Annotated in this window: 20 protein-coding genes; 1 reads left to right on the top strand and 19 read right to left on the bottom strand. The window is 37.4% G+C overall.

Translation table 11 applies throughout. From position 1 onward, the window contains the following. Positions 1-14: 14 nt before the first annotated feature. The 10 genes from PGLA_RS04475 to PGLA_RS27845 form a co-directional block, all read right to left on the bottom strand. Positions 15-509: an SMI1/KNR4 family protein gene (locus PGLA_RS04475; protein ID WP_342671678.1), complete on the bottom strand. Its 495-nt coding sequence runs from the start codon at positions 507-509 to the stop codon at positions 15-17. After that, positions 499-2,310 carry an HNH endonuclease signature motif containing protein gene (locus PGLA_RS28745; RefSeq protein WP_245699702.1) on the bottom strand — a complete coding sequence of 604 codons (1,812 nt, stop codon included), beginning with the start codon at positions 2,308-2,310 and terminating at the stop codon, positions 499-501. Before PGLA_RS28745 ends, PGLA_RS04475 begins: the two co-directional genes overlap by 11 nt. Positions 2,311-2,897: 587 nt before the next feature. Continuing rightward, complete coding sequence (locus PGLA_RS04465; RefSeq protein WP_068529292.1) at positions 2,898-3,386, bottom strand: SMI1/KNR4 family protein; 489 nt, start codon at positions 3,384-3,386, stop codon at positions 2,898-2,900. Next, positions 3,383-3,721, bottom strand: coding sequence for an HNH endonuclease (locus PGLA_RS04460; RefSeq protein WP_245699701.1), 339 nt, complete (start codon positions 3,719-3,721; stop codon positions 3,383-3,385). The genes PGLA_RS04465 and PGLA_RS04460 overlap by 4 nt, the downstream gene beginning before the upstream one ends. Positions 3,722-4,033: 312 nt before the next feature. Further along, a complete protein-coding gene (locus tag PGLA_RS04455; RefSeq protein ID WP_068529289.1) occupies positions 4,034-4,540 on the bottom strand; it encodes a DUF6630 family protein in 507 nt (168 codons plus the stop codon). 17 nt (positions 4,541-4,557) lie between these two features. Continuing rightward, the gene (locus tag PGLA_RS04450) at positions 4,558-5,346 is read right to left on the bottom strand and encodes an Imm49 family immunity protein (RefSeq protein WP_068529287.1); all 789 of its coding nucleotides are present in this window, start codon (positions 5,344-5,346) and stop codon (positions 4,558-4,560) included. A 193-nt stretch (positions 5,347-5,539) separates the two neighbouring features. Continuing rightward, complete coding sequence (locus PGLA_RS04445) at positions 5,540-5,743, bottom strand: hypothetical protein (RefSeq protein WP_145939470.1); 204 nt, start codon at positions 5,741-5,743, stop codon at positions 5,540-5,542. 544 nt (positions 5,744-6,287) lie between these two features. Then, entirely contained in the window at positions 6,288-6,932 is a 645-nt protein-coding gene (locus PGLA_RS04440) for a DUF4261 domain-containing protein (protein WP_245699700.1), read from the bottom strand. A gap of 139 nt (positions 6,933-7,071) precedes the next feature. Continuing rightward, on the bottom strand, positions 7,072-7,539 hold the full coding sequence (locus PGLA_RS04435) for an Imm30 family immunity protein (protein ID WP_068529281.1): 468 nt from the start codon (positions 7,537-7,539) through the stop codon (positions 7,072-7,074). A gap of 28 nt (positions 7,540-7,567) precedes the next feature. Next, positions 7,568-7,780 (bottom strand): hypothetical protein, encoded by a 213-nt coding sequence (locus tag PGLA_RS27845; RefSeq protein WP_161487839.1) that lies wholly within the window; start codon positions 7,778-7,780, stop codon positions 7,568-7,570. A 60-nt stretch (positions 7,781-7,840) separates the two neighbouring features. On the opposite strand from PGLA_RS27845, the gene PGLA_RS28480 reads away from it, so the two are divergent. Further along, on the top strand, positions 7,841-8,017 hold the full coding sequence (locus PGLA_RS28480; RefSeq protein ID WP_211269498.1) for a hypothetical protein: 177 nt from the start codon (positions 7,841-7,843) through the stop codon (positions 8,015-8,017). A 31-nt stretch (positions 8,018-8,048) separates the two neighbouring features. On the opposite strand, the gene imm47 is transcribed toward PGLA_RS28480, so the two are convergent. The 9 genes from imm47 to PGLA_RS04385 form a co-directional block, all read right to left on the bottom strand. Further along, positions 8,049-8,849 carry an Imm47 family immunity protein gene (imm47, locus tag PGLA_RS04425; protein ID WP_068529275.1) on the bottom strand — a complete coding sequence of 267 codons (801 nt, stop codon included), beginning with the start codon at positions 8,847-8,849 and terminating at the stop codon, positions 8,049-8,051. Between the two features lie 396 nt (positions 8,850-9,245). Continuing rightward, positions 9,246-10,166 carry an ankyrin repeat domain-containing protein gene (locus PGLA_RS04420; protein ID WP_068529273.1) on the bottom strand — a complete coding sequence of 307 codons (921 nt, stop codon included), beginning with the start codon at positions 10,164-10,166 and terminating at the stop codon, positions 9,246-9,248. Positions 10,167-10,198: 32 nt separating this feature from the next. Beyond that, positions 10,199-12,952 (bottom strand): hypothetical protein, encoded by a 2,754-nt coding sequence (locus PGLA_RS04415; RefSeq protein WP_068529270.1) that lies wholly within the window; start codon positions 12,950-12,952, stop codon positions 10,199-10,201. Positions 12,953-12,972: 20 nt separating this feature from the next. Further along, entirely contained in the window at positions 12,973-13,371 is a 399-nt protein-coding gene (locus PGLA_RS04410; RefSeq protein ID WP_068529267.1) for a DUF4280 domain-containing protein, read from the bottom strand. A 16-nt stretch (positions 13,372-13,387) separates the two neighbouring features. Continuing rightward, positions 13,388-13,912 (bottom strand): hypothetical protein, encoded by a 525-nt coding sequence (locus PGLA_RS04405; protein WP_068529264.1) that lies wholly within the window; start codon positions 13,910-13,912, stop codon positions 13,388-13,390. Continuing rightward, positions 13,912-14,526: a hypothetical protein gene (locus PGLA_RS04400; RefSeq protein ID WP_068529262.1), complete on the bottom strand. Its 615-nt coding sequence runs from the start codon at positions 14,524-14,526 to the stop codon at positions 13,912-13,914. The genes PGLA_RS04405 and PGLA_RS04400 overlap by 1 nt, the downstream gene beginning before the upstream one ends. Then, positions 14,523-15,935, bottom strand: coding sequence for a phage tail protein (locus PGLA_RS04395; protein ID WP_068529259.1), 1,413 nt, complete (start codon positions 15,933-15,935; stop codon positions 14,523-14,525). The genes PGLA_RS04400 and PGLA_RS04395 overlap by 4 nt, the downstream gene beginning before the upstream one ends. Continuing rightward, positions 15,932-16,534 carry a hypothetical protein gene (locus tag PGLA_RS04390; RefSeq protein WP_068529256.1) on the bottom strand — a complete coding sequence of 201 codons (603 nt, stop codon included), beginning with the start codon at positions 16,532-16,534 and terminating at the stop codon, positions 15,932-15,934. The genes PGLA_RS04395 and PGLA_RS04390 overlap by 4 nt, the downstream gene beginning before the upstream one ends. Before the next feature lie 31 nt (positions 16,535-16,565). Then, entirely contained in the window at positions 16,566-17,339 is a 774-nt protein-coding gene (locus PGLA_RS04385; protein WP_068529253.1) for a DNA and RNA helicase, read from the bottom strand. Position 17,340: the final 1 nt, after the last annotated feature.

Here is a 17,340-nt window from a genome sequence, read left to right as displayed (position 1 = left end):
GAAGATCAATCATTTTATTCTGATAGCATTTCAAAGAACTCATTAATATTATCAGCTATTTTTTCAATAACGGGAGCTAACTCTTCAGATTCCTCATGATACCAAATGCAAATAGTCGGCTCTTGACTAACCGTATAGTCTAAACACACAAAATCCCCACCAAACAAAGCTCCAAATGGTATTAATTCATCACCTATTAGTTCGCCATTATCGGTTAATCTTTCATCCAGCTGTGTAAGCACCACAGAAATATCATAATCTCCTAATTCTGATTCCTTAGGATTATCCAAAATACAAAGAAATCTCTCAACAACACATTCATTTTGACTAAGAATAAATTTATTGGTAACAGGAATACCACCATTACTCTTTTTAATAAACTCTATAAATGCTGTTGGAAATTTCACATGGCTGTAATTTTCAATTTTGATAATTCTCTCATCACTAGGTGGATTAAGTATAGAATTTTGAATAATTTCCATTTTCATACCTCCATTATCATCTTCCATTTACTCTATATGACCAAAGGCCTTTAGTTCTTCCGCCATTATGGTTTGTAATATTATGAATGCCAAAGGGTACCAACTCCATCTTACCATCGAATTCAGAATGGTGCCAAGTCGTCCCTGAAGGTCTCCCTCCTATTGCTTCATCTAACCATTTAAACTGCTCTGCATCTGAAGCTTTCCAAAGTTCTTCTGGAAGTTGTTTAGTTTCCTTAACAACACCAGCGGCATTAAAATCAGCAATCCTACATTTCTTTCCTTCTGCTGTCACTATAGTCTTAATAGGTACATCTTCAATTAAGGCTTGTTTCACAGCATATTCTTTTATAGCAATTTTCTCATTTTTGGTAAGTTTTTCAGCACCAGGTATATCATCAGTCCATGTCCATCTTTTATTAGTCTTAACTTGATCAATATAATTTCTAGCCACACTATCTAAACTATCACCATTATTTAATATCTTCTGTCCAGCTTCACTTATCTCCTTAGCAGTATTTCCTGTCCCCTCAGCATTCTTCGACATCCGCTCAGCCAATTCCTTCTTGCCTTGCTCCATCTCATCCCAGAATTTCTGTTGTTGGCGTGGATCGGAGCTCTTCCATACATTACTATTTGGCAAATCGACATTTGGCCCCAAGTGAACGGGCATTGGTCCAGCCAGTTTGTTCCCTGCTTGTTTAATCGACGTTGCAACATCATCAAGCAATTCTCGGGCTTCCTTCATATATTTCTGACCCATCTTATTGCCGAATTTAGATAGATCATCTACTTTCTTACTAAATTGTTGCCCTACAGCGCCTATTCCTTTTTGTATCCATGGAGCTACGCTACTGATTTTCTTTACTACTGCTCCACCGATTCCTTTAACGATTCTTGAATCAAGTAATCCTGCGGTTAATGCTCCTATGGCAGCGTCGTTCATGAGGGTTTCCAGACTGAAGCCTTCTCCTTCCATCGTCTGCCTTATCACACTCTCAAATCCATTAACCACTGCTCCGAAGGTCATTTTCCCACCAATAACTGCTCCTGCTCCGAATGGACCGAATATAGCTCCAGATATTGCTCCTATGGTCGACTCTCGTAAGGCCGCCCATCCATACGCACCGTAGCCGCTTACTTCCCCTCGGGCAATATCGGACGCGGCCTGACTGACGACGGCCGCTGTCCCAGCTATCGCTGCTCCTGCTGCTACGGCTCCTATAACCGCTGCTCCTGCACCCAGTGTCGCTACGACAACAACGGCAACAATTACAACTGCCGCAACTACCGCAATTCCTGCAAGTACCCTTCCGACAAGCTTCCCCCAACTAAACGGTGGTTTCGGTTCTGGTGGCGGCGTCCCTATCTGTGGTGCATCATCGTAGATTGGATAGCTTGTTTTATCCGACCCATCAGCAATGACCTGATTCCCTAGAATATGGTACTCATTCTCAATCGCTATCCCGCTGGTCTGTCCAGTTTTTACAATCATAATCTGGCTTTCCGCTTGGATCACTACTCGCTTTTCACTCTGTATAATGATTTCACTATCCGCTTGTAATAACAGTTTCTTGTGACTTGTTAATGTAATACCGTTATCGTCTTCTAGGGTTAGCTTTAAGGGTTCCTTCGAGCCACTCACAATATCTATTCCGGTCGGGGATAATTTAGCCTCACTCCCATGCTCTGTACCGAAATACCTAATATTAGGATCGCCCGATTTCTCACACTCTCCACCATTCTTTCGTATACACCCCGTGATGATAGCCCCTTTCCCATCGGCATCTGGCAAATACAATATTGCGCTCGTTCCGATTTGAGGCATACAGTACATGGCATTCCCCGTGGGTGGAGCAAATGTGAACCAGTGAGCCTTCTCCTTGGATTGATCCTTATCTATGGTAAGGTGTAGTTTGACTTGCCCTCCTTTGACGTCAAGTACTTCACCTTCAAGTGATACGCCAGAAACCGATCATTGATTGTATACCACCTAAGCTGTAAAAATTCGCAAAGGCGAACGCTAATGGTTATTCAGGAAAAAACTACCATATGCATAATCCATTCTTATCAACAAAGTACTAATAATGTTTTGAAATCATCCTCTTCCTGCTTTTGTTTTTAATGTAAAAAAGATTTACTACTACTCATTTCGAGTGCAGTAAATCTTCTAAGTTCTAACCCTACCAACTGGTCAATAGTTCTTTTTTACCATTAATAATATGAATACCCTTTATTTTAAATACATTTCTAAAAAAATCATTAATACTATAGCTATTTTTTGTACCCAGGGCTAACTCACATCTAGCAGTTAAGTTTGTCCACAATTGCTCTCTTGGCTCAAAGAGTATTTAATATACTTGTTCATATGTAATAGAACCTCGGCATTATTCCCCGAGGTTCTATTACTATTTTTCAATCGTGTAATTTATCAAGAAATTCAGAAAAGTTATCTGCTATATAAAATACATTTTCGCGTGCTTTCTCCTCAGCTTCTTCTGCTGTTATTCCTTCATCTCTCATTAACATTTCTTTTTCTCCTGCATTTTCATGTTCCCAGAAAACTACAATCGGTTCATCTTTATGATTTTTATAATCAAAACAAATTAAGTTTCCTGCTGGATCAAACGCAATGGGAATTAGTTCTTTTGGTAACGTTCCTTTATATTCATTATAAACAAATATTATATACTCATCATTACTCCCATCAAATGACAATAGAGTGCCAAAAACTTTTTCTCGGTTTTCTACATTAAATAACTCTGGTTCTACATTTGCACCATTATTTAATGCAACGCACTTTATATAATCACTCGGAAAATTAAATCCTAACTCATCACCAATTTTATTCACAAAATCTTCACTGACAGGTTCATCGGCAAATTGCCATACTATCTTACTCATCTAATCCCATCTCCCCATAATTTATTACCACCTAAATGATTTACCTCATGAACTTTGGATATGACTAACTGCATCTTTCCAGGAATCTGGTGATGATGCCAAGTTAATCCCTGTATTCTTGCTTTTCCTGCTTTTATTTGCGCTAACTGTTTTGGAGTAAATATCTCTTCAGAAATTTCACCTTTATCAAGTGCTTTCTTTAACGCATTTGTACATTCTTTAAATTGCATATCATCTGCGCCCTTAAACAGACTTCCATCTAATTTAAGTGAAAATTTAACATTATCACCTTTAAATATTGGGAACCCTAATACATCGTAATCTACACCTTTCACATGCCTCCCTCCTGCTAACCCTTTATTTATTATATTATTTTCAAAATCAAGTTTTTTTGATACCTGATAGAGCAGGCCTCCCTTTAGGCTTCCCATCTTTTATATATGGGCCATCCACTAAAGAATTAGTATCGTTAGCTCCACTTGTTGCCTTACCACCTACCTTCACCCGTCCCCTAAGTAGTAATCTTAAACGTAGGGAAATTAAAAAGAAGCTATCCCGAAGTATGCAAAACCTCGGTAAGCCCCTTTCTTTTAAAACAATTTACACAAGAAATTTGACAGATCTTCTGACTTATTTGAGGCGATTCTTCAAATAAAAGTACTTGAAATTGTATGACCTGCTTTTAAAGCTAAATCTATTAGTTCACTAATTTCTATATTCGGTACTACCACTAAAATGTAAGAGTCGCTGTCTATGTCTAAATATGCAAGCGATAAAGATCGTTCATACATTCTATCCGCAATAGCCTGTAGCTTTTCCCCTGTTGGCATTGCGTCTGACATATTCTCAATCCAATCCCAATCTAATGAATCTATCTTTTTCCTATCAGATAAATCATCGATTGCATAAGTAATTTCCAAAGTACTTTCTTTCCAATCTATTTCATACGCTAATTCAGCTTCAATCAATGCATCAAGCAACACAATCCATGGTAATTCCTCTGAAGGTTTTTCCATGCCTCTTTCCTTAAACTTTTCTTTAAATCTAAAGAAATAGTTATCAGGTTCCTCTATTGCAAATCTAACCTCTTCGACAATCTTACTTGAATTCAGCGCTAGTCTCTCTGTCAATCTTAATAATGCTAAATTACCCATTCACATCCTCCTAATTATTAATCAACAAAATCAACAATAGGATACTGAATATCCCGCTGTTCCAACATAACCTTTGGCGCAAGTATGTGATCTACTTCTACCTCTATCCCATTATTCATAGCCAATTTAGCAAGACCTAATGCAGGAATACTTAAAAGTTCCTCTGGTGTATCTCCATAATCATCTGTTAATTTCCTATGGCACTCCAACATGTATACCAAACCCTCTTGAACAGATTCCTTATTCTTTTTTATTATTCCATCCAACACTATGCCATAACCCTTATATAGACGCATCCGACTCTTCTGATTTAATTCTTGAAGTTTTATAACATATGTCTCTGCTTCATCAAACTCTTTTAATATAATATGCTTGACAGAATACCCTACAAGTTTTCCTAAGATATCATCATCTGCTTCTTCTTTATCTCTACCACCAAAGAGTGCAGATAGAGAATTGATTAAATCTTTGTTATCGCTTATTAATGCCATAAATAATGTTCCATAACTATTGGTATTTACATAATCCATCGAAATATCAAATTTATCGTCGTATTTTTGAAATATGACTTCTTGCATTTTAGCAACCAGATAGAAATATTGCTTTGATTTAACTATATCCTTATTAAGGATGATTTCGCCAATTGCAATATCCATAAATCCATTACGAAGTAGCTTATAGTAAAAACCAACATTCTTCGGTAAGCCATTTATTCTATAATTCTCTAATCGTTTTTCCGTTTTTTCAATAAATCTAGCATAAATTTCTGAAAAATAATCAATATACGTCTTCCCAAATTCATCCATATCAATAAGCTCCTTATATCAGTTTTCAGTTTCCTATTACACTTACATACTATCAAGGAAACTTCCCCATACGCTTCCATATATTTAATCCTTCTTTTGTTAAATTATTAAGAGTTTTATTGACCTGTCCTCCATCTTGAATAAATTCCTCAATTAACTCAGCAGCCTTCACAACCTCAGGGTCTTTTGACCTCTACATCTTCTCCAGATTTCCTTCTATCCAGGAACTACTCATCTGCTTACCCATTTTTGTATTTCCGAGTTTCGAACTTCCGAATTTCGACTCATTTATTATTATATCAGCAACTTTACCATCATCTGAATATTTAACATATAGACCATCAAGTCCATTGTTGCTTCCAACTTTACCATCTGCATAATCCATTGTTCTGAGCAAAGTACTACTCGTGCCTCATATCCATGTTCTTTCTTAATTAGTTTTCCTCATGCAAAAAAAGACTTACTCCTACTCATATTTTAAGTGGAATAAGCCTTGGTTTATTGATTTGTAATCTATATTTTAATTCAATTAAAAAGAGAGAATTAGGTGTAGGACAATAGACTACCAGAAGGCACCCTGTATAAGTTACAAAAGGAAGCCCGAGTGAATCGATTTATTATTCCTGATAGCGAAGACTAATCTAAGAAATAACGTACCCGAGATAAGTTTGCCATTGTGTAGAGACATCTGCATTAAGTGAAATCGAGTTCCCTGAGTACTATCGAACGAAGGGTCTGTTTGTCGAGCAAATGGAAACCTGGCGTGACGCGTGTATACCCCAAAAAAGTCACTTAATATGGTACCTTGGTTTAAGTGATACCTCGGTCAAGAAATGACTTGCACGACGATTGATTAATTCCCAATCTGTTTCTTCATATAAAATATTCGGCTAGCTAATTATCCCCGAAGAATAGTAATTCTCCGGGGATAATTAGTTATTTTACCTTTTGGGATGGTGATGACGTATCATATTCCATACTCCATATGGATTAAAATATGGGTCATCTTCCTCAAACATTGTACACTTCTCTTGTTCTATTAAATAAATTGGGGAACTTGGATCTAGACTAAAAGTTTCTCCATCATTGATCTTTGTTTTTTCATCAAGGTTATATAAACAAAACACCCTGAAAAGGGTAGCAACTTCACTTGATGTTATGCCTTCTGAAGAAGTGATTACATCACGCAACCCAAAACAATGCATACCCGTAATATAAAAAGCATCTTTTTCCTGTAACATCTGAGTAAACGCTGAAAACACCCTCGTAATGTCCTTGCTATTAGTGATTTCAAGCCAATCTTTCTTCGTACGCGCCCTTCCAGAAGATTCAACATTTACCGCAATGCCACCAGCATTAAGAATAGCTCTCGCAACTTCCATAACGTTCAGTACCTTATCGAACGTCCCCCCCTCTCCTATAAGGTAAATGATACTGCTATGTGTTTTAAGCTGTTCTATATCTTCTTTACCGAACAAGCCATGCCCACCAATTTCGATAGCCTCTACGATATAGGGATTATGATCACTTATATCTACTTCGTAGAAATGGTCTGGTTTTTCTAAGCATCCGATATGGTTCCCCATATATATAACCATTACCATTTCTGACCATCGCTTCTTTAAAAGCATTCCTATCCTTCCATACCCCAGGAATCCCTAATATAATCTTCGGAAAAGTTTCCATAGTTCCACCCGCCAACTTTTTTCTGTATCGATTCTTCAGTTAAATTACTTGATCTAAAATCTTATCTATCGTTTCATTATTTTTAGAAGAGCCCTTTTTGATATCAATTAAAATATTGGTAATAACTTGCTTTGTTTCATTATCAACTTTCTTCAAAGCATCAGTAAATGGACTTATTAATTTCTCTCCATTCAACAACGTTTTAAGAAGCGTTTTAGCCCACCCTTTCGCCTGAGGCAACATGTTCACTATGCCTTGCGATAAAACATACATTCCCTGATCTAAGCCATTCCGATTTGCAATGTAAAAAATAGTCTCGATTATGTCGTCAGCGGCCGAAGGCTCTTCAATATCATCCTCGAAAATAGTACATAAATGCTTGATAACTTCATTACCTCCGTTATATGCTAATTCGTTAAGCAAGCTTGTAAATACATCAATGTCATCACCTTCATTATTTAAAAACCGCATTTGATATAAAGTATTAATTTGTTGCTCAAATGACATATTAAAACCTCCCTTACGACTATTCTCATTATTTCGGTGGTTTTTTAAATGCCTCTTTGGCGTCCACCTTGTATTTTTTATAATAGTCTATATATTCTTTTATTTTCTTCCTAGTTTCCTTATTGTAAAGATCGTCCTCTTTCAGGATTCTCCTTAAATCATTTATGTCAATCGCCAAAGCATCCCTTGGAGATAAAGACATATATAATATATCGTCTTCCGCTCTTGATTTTAGATTCAAACCATAGGTGAGCGTTCACTTGCCCAATGTATCTGGTGATAACCTTACATGTCACCCCATATGCCTTCGAATAAATTTATGAAGGAAAAGTTTGGTGTTGAACGTGATGAAAGTTATGCAATATTTTTGGAACAAATAGTTCCTGGCGTTAGTCGGAATACCTTTACCAGTCCTAAAAAAGGGGCTTTCCCTTGGTTTTTATACCTTGAGGAAAGCCCCTATACTTCACAAATATAAATATATTAATCATAAAATCTTATAGACTCGATTATTCATTTATTGAATATCCATAAAAATATTTCATACCTTTTTCCCAGTCCATTTTTGAAAGTACATCAATATAATTGAGGACATCTTTGAATTTCTCATCTGTAACAATTGTATTGTACTCAACAGGGCTTTTAATTCCACTCCAAACTGATAACAAAGAGGGAATTACATTAGTTTTTATCATATCCTTATTTTTCAATGATATTACTGCTTTCTCAACTAGTTTCTTAGCTAACTCTCCTGGAAACACGGGTTCCATATAATAATAATACTTACCATTGTTAATTCCTTTTATATAATCAAGATATAGGTTTCCAATTTCGTCAACTGGTGCCTTTTCATCTAATGTATCGGAATAGTTAAGCATAATATCCAAGGTATTCCTAATTGTTTCTTCTACATTAGTATCCTCCCATTCTTCTAGCATTGCTAATAAATATGGAATTACATCATATGATAAAGTATATAGAGCGCATGATGCAAATGTGTCCGCATTATCTTCAGACACATTGGAAAGAAACAATAAATTTTCATTGTTTAATAGATCTTGATGTGACGCAACCGAACAAAATAATCTTATACATAAATTCATAACATTTTCATCCGTAGCGGTATTCAACAATTGAATCAGTAAACTTTTAGCTGTAAAATCACCTAGTTTTAATAAATCATTTATTAATATGACACACTCTTTTTCAGTGGTTAATTTTGTAATAGATTCTTTCAACAAACTAATATCGCCACTAGAGTTTTTTTCTCCATACCAAATACTAGGCATTAGATAATCGGATTGTACCAATTTAACATCTCCTTTTCATTATTCTGATTCTCTGTCTATTAAACACTCAGAATCGTTTATTCCAATCATCTCAATTTCTGTCTTATAGCCACTTCCATTGATGGCATGCAAAAAAGACTTGTTCATACTCATAGTTCAAGTGGAATAAGTCTTCTAAGTTTTTCAAAGTGTTTAGTAAATTTATAAGTGTAAGGATTTGTTGGTTGTATTGTGCGATTGTTCTGTTTATGATGCATCCTAATTATAATTTTCCCGACGTCTACTAACTAAGTTTACACAAATAATTTGACTCACTCTTCTGATATGTAATAAAACCTCAGCATTATTTACCGAGGTTCTCTTACATCTTTTACTCATGTAGTTTATTAAAAAATTCAAATTTGACAGTCAGTCCAATTAATTATATCTTGTTTGCTTCTGTGCGTTTAATAGTGTTACTATTTCATTTTGATTCATTTTTCTGGCTAATTCAATTACACTAAAATTCCTCATGAATTCGTTTGAATATTCTAATGTTGCATCTACTCCATTGTCTAGCAACATTTCTACAGCTTTAAAATTCCCTTTTCTCGTTGCTATAAAAAGAGGGTTCATTTTAGGCGAACTTAAATTGAACATTATATTTTTTGAAAGTAGTAATTCTATTAATTCATTTTCATCATTTAGTAAGGCATTAATCAACTCAATTCCACTGAATTTATTAATATCTATCTCCCGCGATATTAATTGTTTGGCTAAATCAATGTTTTTATTTAAAATTGAAACATTAAGTAATGATCCTTCTTTAGTTAGGATATTTATCCACTTTAAATCTTCTTGGATAACTTCTTTTACGAATTCATTATTATAATTTAAAATACTTTTTCTAAGCTTCTCAGATAATTCTACAATTCCAATATCTTCTCCCCATAGACTATCCTCGTTAAATTTCGACATATAGTTTTTGTATTCTAACGAATTAGGCTTTGGCCCACTAAGAACAGCATCTATAAATTCTTTTGGAGGGCAGTAGTTATATTCCATGACATACTGAAAAATCAAATCAGGTGCAGCAAATCTTTTTACACAATCTTCGCCCAATACTCTTATCTCTGAAAAACCTAAAGTTACTTTTTCATTATTATATGTCATAACAATCGAATCATTTGTATCTCTTACCATATTAAGTGGATACTTTATATATTCCCATAGTTTTTTTATGAATTCTTCAGAAACATTTCCTTTATAAAAATCAGCCTTTTTATTTATCCACCCCACATTTTTAGAATTCTCAAAATGTTGTAGTGAATAATATGTTAAGTCCTTAAAGTAGTTCATTAAAACCCTCCATTTCATCACTCTCACTCTTACTACTTTATTAAATTCATTGCTTTTAATATATCCTGGGATCGTTCACTATAACACCATCCACAAATTGTAATTCCCTTTCCATTAACTATTTGACTAATTTGATCTCTTGACAACTCATTTATATCTAATATATTTACATTATTCTTATTTCCCCACGTTCCTAAATCAGAATCAAAAAATGTCTTCTCTGGTATTAGAGCACCATCTACAGTCCCATGAGCCCCAGTTAAAATATTTACATTACCCTCAGCATTATTTACTATATTTTCAAAATGTTTCTGTTTAATCTTATCTGTTGAAACAAAAATATTTCCTCCCGCTTCATTTTTAACAGAATAAAATGTCGGATCATCCAAGCCTCTGATAATTCCCTCATCCGCTCCATTATGAAAATCAGCTAAATATGGAACATCCTGACCATCACTCCCATAACCACCTCGAGTGCTAGTCCCCTTAGATTTAATCGCCTCATCAGCATTCTTCGACATCTGCTCAGCCAATTCCTTCTTGCCTTGTTCCATCTCACTCCAGAATTTCTGTTGCTGGCCTGATGGCGTTAGATCGGAGCTTTTCCACACATTTGTACTCGGTCCCACTGGTACAGGTCCAGCCAGTTTGTTCCCTGCTTGTTTAATCGACGTTGCAACATCATCAAGCAATTCTCGGGCTTCCTTCATATATTTCTGACCCATCTTATTGCCGAATTTAGATAGATCATCTACTTTCTTACTAAATTGTTGCCCTACAGCGCCTATTCCCTTTTGTATCCATGGAGCTACGCTACTGATTTTCTTTACTACTGCTCCACCGATTCCTTTAACGATTCTTGAATCAAGTATTCCTGCTGTTAAGGCTCCTATGGCAGCATCGTTCATAAGGGTTTCCAGACTGAAGCCTTCTCCTTCCATCGTCTGCCTTATCACACTCTCAAATCCATTAACCACTGCTCCGAAGGTCATTTTCCCACCAATAACTGCTCCTGCTCCGAATGGACCGAATATAGCTCCAGATATTGCTCCTATGGTCGACTCTCGTAAGGCCGCCCATCCATACGCACCGTAGCCGCTTACTTCCCCTCGGGCAATATCGGACGCGGCCTGACTGACGACGGCCGCTGTTCCGGCTATCGCTGCCCCTGCTGCTACGGCTCCTATAACCACTGCTCCTGCACCCAGTGTCGCTACGACAACAACGGCAACAATTACAACTGCCGCAACTACCGCAATTCCTGCAAGTACCCTTCCGACAAGCTTCCCCCAACTAAACGGTGGTTTCGGTTCTGGTGGCGGCGGTGGCGGTGGCGTCCCTATCTGTGGTGCATCATCGTAGATTGGATAGCTTGTTCTATCCGACCCATCAGCAATGACCTGATTCCCTAGAATATGGTACTCATTCTCAATCGCTATCCCGCTGGTCTGTCCAGTTTTTACAATCATAATCTGGCTTTCTGCTTGGATCACTACTCGCTTTTCACTCTGTATAATGATTTCACTATCCGCTTGTAATAACAGTTTCTTGTGGCTTGTTAATGTAATACCATTATCGTCTTCTAGGGTTAGCTTTAAAGGTTCCTTCGAGCCACTCACAATATCTATTCCGGTCGGGGATAATTTAGCCTCACTCCCATGCTCTGTACCGAAATACCTAATATTAGGATCGCCCGATTTCTCACACTCTCCACCATTCTTTCGTATACACCCCGTGATGATAGCCCCTTTCCCATCGGCATCTGGCAAATACAATGTTGCGCTCGTTCCGATTTGAGGCATACAGTACATGGCATTCCCCGTGGGTGGAGCAAATGTGAACCAGTGAGCCTTCTCCTTGGATTGATCCTTATCTATGGTAAGGTGTAGCTTGACTTGCTCTCCTTTGACGTCAAGTACTTCACCTTCAAGTGATACGCCAGAAAGTCTATCATTATGTATGAGTCTTCGTTGTATCCCTTTTTTTCGAGACAAGCGGTAGTTGTATGCCAGCTGTATCTCCTCTAACCGTATCGTCTTCTGGCTAACGACCAGTTCTTTATCTCTGAATTCCACGATGTCACCAATCTGATAATGCTGATCACTCGTCATATCATAATAAAAGAAATCCGTATTATGCAGTCCTGACTCTCCACCACCCGCTTGATGATAAGCAACTAAATCTTTTCCTGCTGTATAAGAAATATCATCTGAAATCTGTAGTTGTCTACCCGGAGGTGTACCAAAATATAGTTTCGGCGTGGCATACTGTAAATCGGATGTAACGAATTGTTGAAAATGACTTGCAAGCCGATTGATTAATTCCCAATCGGTCTCTTCATATTGAATAATCGGCTCTCCTATAGGAAGCCCTTCTCCGATGTTACACGAAATATCTGCTCCGGGATGTTCTTTCATGATGTTCTTTAGTAGCGTATCATAGGTCATCGAGATATCCTGAAAAGATCGTTTTCTTTTCTGAATATCTAATTGGATACTGCCAGATAAGCTTTCAATCTCAACATAATAGACACCATTCACATGCGTATTTTTCACGGAGGAAATTAAGCCTTTAAAGATGATTACTTGCTCGTCATTAATCTTGTCAGACAGGACTAGTTCATCTTCCCACATTGCTCCGGTCGTTGATTGAATCTGAAATGAATCATCCACGATACCTTTAATGGTCGCTCTAGCATGTTCACCAGGCCTAACGGTGATGTCCAAACTGATTATCTTTTGAATAGAATATGGCGCTTTAATAACTACACTATCGTAAGTAATCATGTTCATAACCTCCCATTTGACTACTCATCATGCTGTCCATCTTTGAGGAAAGCGATTTCTTTCTCACAACTTAAGCTACACACAAGTGTTGATTGTGTAGTCAGTGCTGCTTTCCCCTCCACCAATGTTCCTTCTTTACCATTCCGCCAATTCCCGAATGGGACTGGAAGGCATGGTTTACCACTGATCGTCGTTCCATCTTCTGCGATAAGATATATTACTTCGCTACTCGTATTATTCGGGCTTATACATATACCGAAATAAGGTATATTGTCAGGTTTACAGTCATCCACGTTCATCATTGGTTTTTCATTGACATAAGTACCGTGACTTTCAGGAAGATTAATGCGCCGACGATGAGTTCCAAAGTGACAATACATCGTTGCTCCTCTCACTACATAAGCAGGTTGATCTGACATAGAATCCCTCTCCTTTCTATTCAATAGGAACCCTATCTAACAAGATCCCTGTAAACCCACGACGAAGTATACTTTCCGCAACATCTAATCGAATGACAATCAATGGCTTTTCGCTCTCTTTAATTTGAAATATGGGGTGATTCTGAATCTGGCTTTCTTGTAGAACCAACTTTCTAATCGTTGTATGATCATTATGAAATTGCGTATTTGGACTCAAACAACTAATTTCCTTAAAGATAGGCAAATAATATTCTGATTGCTTCTGCATTACCTTATCCATAAAAACGACTACTTTAGTTAGGTATTCCGGCTGATACAAGTCTATCAGTTGCTTCATACTTCTTGATATCAGTACTAACTGTCGATCCAGAAGATCTAAATAGCTTGTATCTTGATCTGCTTTAACGTAAAAAATAGATGTATCAGGGATCTTATGTGCATCTGTCAGATGAATATTTCTGGTCTCAATTTGAGTTCTAAGTTGTTCAATCATTGGGATATTGGTATAACGCTCATCCTGCCTCAATACGAAGTAATCCATTATTCACAATCCCCACCTTGACCATTGTATTCAAAGACAATTTCACTTTCATCTCGATATTCCCCAACCGCCACCGTCAATCCTGAATCATCGGCCATTTGTTTGAAATGACATTCATTCATTACAGATGATATTTTATCTTTGATAAACTCTTTAGTTAACAAGTGACATTTGTAGCCTTCCATCTGCTTCACTTCATCAATATCCATCGAAGTAATTTTCCTTGCATACAGCTTCTTCTCATCTTCAAGTAGTTCCATACGCTTAAAAAGAGGATCGAACATAAAAGATGGATTCCATGTTATGCTGCACTCTATTGGGTCCAGATACCAATTAGAGTCATAAGCATCTAATCTATACACGACTTTATTCTCCATCACACTTGTACGTAAATAGGAACAATAGATATAACGGATTTTCCCTTTATCACCTTGTTCGTGTAACGTGCTTGCCTTCACAAATAAATCATTGAATGCATCACACAGGCTTCGGTCAATCTGTTCTTGACGTTCTTTGTAGGCATCGTCTATGAGAATGACATCATTGATCCACTGATTAAATACGTGTTTCTCCAGAAAATCGGATAGAGCAGCGTCTTTATCCATGTAGATCATCGAATGTTCACCTTAGATCCAGTCAACGCAACTTCATCTTGAATCGTTAACATAGTATCCGCCTGCTTAAGATCTACGCCTTCATCTCCCTGAATAAGAACCTTGGCTCCCCCTGTAATTTCTATATCATCTACAGCCGTAATCACGATTTTCTTGTCACTCTTAATCTCTATTCCACCATCGTCCGTAAGTCGTAATAACGTCTGTCCATTGCCAATGATCTCAACAGCTCCAGGCTGAAACACGATTTGTTTACCATACTTGGTACTAATACTTTTCACCGCTGGATCACTTCTCTTGGTTGTATCCGAAGAATCTAAGTCTACCGAACTTGCCGCAAAGGCATTCTTTTCTTGAGCATCTGGAAAATAAAGACGCACTTCATCACCTATCTCAGGCATACAATACCAACCGCTTCCATCTGGTGACGAGTACACTGTTGAATAAGAAAACCACATGGCCTTAGATGTTGAATGATTATCATCTATTTGAAGATGTAACTTGACCTTATCCTTAGCTATATCTGTGATTTTCCCGAATAAAGAGCTACCTATAATGGCATTGTTGTATTGCATATGACAGTGAAAACCTTCTCTATCCCGCAATTGATAATGATTTATGAGTATTCCTTTCTCAATCGCTATCTCAGCACGATATACGTATAATTCATGATCATGAAATTTCACAGGACAACCGATCTCTAACACCCTGTTGCTTGTTACTTCAAAACTGAAGTTGCTTTGTCCAGCAAACTGACCACCACTATTCTCGGTAATCTGTTTAAACTCTTTCATATTATTTTTGATCGTATAATTATATTCATTGAGTTCAACAGGTTGCCCCGACTCTGGTAGACCAACATAGTATTTAATCCCTTCCAGAGTACTTATAGGGAGCAATGGCATATGAAAGTGAGAAGCTAGTCTCTTAGCGAATTCCCAACTCGTTTCTCTATACTGAACCAATAACCCTCCAATTAAAGCTCCATTTGAGGATGCATCTACTACGTCTGCCTGTGGATAGGATTGTGTGATCACAGAAAATACATCTGAATAGGACTGTTGGCTATTTTGAAATGATCGATTTTCCTTTTTGATATCCATTAGGAAAGTCTTACTACTTGCTTCGATTATCATCGTTCGTACATTTCTATCCACTTGTACTGCTATATTCGTGATTACCCCTTTAAACAAGGTAATCTCACGTTTATCTTGTGTAACAAAAACCTCAATGATCTCATTTTCATCTATCTGTTCAACATACTGGTCTAGTTTATCTTCAGGAATAATTCCCCCAATGGATAACTTTACATGCTCATTAACCTGTCTGTGCAACCTCAAGTCTGTTATCTTATCGAACGGGCTAGATTTCATAGATATATCGGAAAGGGTATATATAACCTCACTCATGGTAATACCTCCTGTTCACGAATTTCAGCCGTTTGGATGGATCGAATAACTTGAAATGCTATATCTCTCCATTGAGGCTGATCTTTATAATGACAAGTAAATGTTCCCATAAGTGTTTTTCCGTCCACGGCTAGGAAATACATAATATTGTAAATAAAACCGTCAATTGCAGAGCCTTTAAATTCAAAGTATCCTATCTGTTTACCGTTCACACTCTCTACTTCGGTGGTATAAAAGACATTTGAAGGATTTGTTTTTTTGATTACGTCCCTCATACCATTCGTAAGTTCCTTCACCCAATAATCACTTAGTTCCTCATCTAGTTGACTAAATGTGAAGTTAATAGCCCCTGTACCCTCGGTCTTTATAATTTCAGGTCGTTGTTCATGTGGATATTTGATTTTCTTATGCTTTTCTTCCATGTCTATGAAATCTTTAGGCAATTGAACAAATAATCGTTGATTAAAAAAGGATGCTTCTTCAAATTCGTAATATTGATCTCCAATTTTTATTGGCCCATCTGTGATACTTAAAGGCTCTCTCGTTTTGTCTTTCATTTCATTTAATATTTTTAATATTTTCTCATCTGCACGCTCCATCAATTAACTTCCTCCTTCTCGTTAAAACTCACTAATCCACAATCACCCGCTGCGGTCCACCCGAGGAGAAGCTACGAGCTTTACCACCGCTGCGTACGTTATCTAGAATTCGACCCAGGTACTTGTGAATCTGCACATTGGTATAATCCTTGTAGGCTATGCCCATACGGCCTGAGATATAGTGCAGAATAAGGCTGCGTGACACGGTTCCCTCATTCGTGCACATCATCGCGAAGACGAGATCACGTGGGTCCGCACTGCCACTACGAAGCATCTGATCTGCGAAATAACGCATAACCATAGGCGTTACTGTACTCTCTCCATGTGCAGCATATGAGGTATGTAATACATTTAAGGTGTTGTATTCAGTCGTGAAATCCGCGAAGTTCTGGTAATCCTGACGGAGCCTTGCTCCTTCTTTCAACTTGAAACGACCAAGCTCTAGCTCTGAAGAGCTACAATCGATGTGTTCATCTAGCACAATCTCGCTAGCGTACACCGTCCGATCAATATCTTTCTCCGCTTCGAGGAAGCGAATCTTGACTACTAACTCCTTACCTGTTGCCAAGTAATCAATCGTCGTAGATTGATTCAAGATATAGAGCCTACCCTCATGCCGTACGATACCCGGTGAAATAATCAACTGCTTAGATCCAACTTCGAGATTAGCACCTGTCACAATACCATCGGAATAATCCGCATAGTGGATATCTACGAATTCACGAGGGAAATCTCGCAAGTTCGTCAACATTTCTGTCTTCAGAATTCTACCTTTATTGAACTGGGGATACAGATGCGTAAACAAT

This window comes from Paenibacillus glacialis, from assembly GCF_001637205.1.
GTDB classification, from domain to species: Bacteria; Bacillota; Bacilli; order Paenibacillales; family Paenibacillaceae; genus Paenibacillus_AQ; species Paenibacillus_AQ glacialis.
The sequence above is the reverse complement of the archived record's forward strand: the minus strand, read 5'-3'. Positions and strand labels throughout refer to the sequence as shown.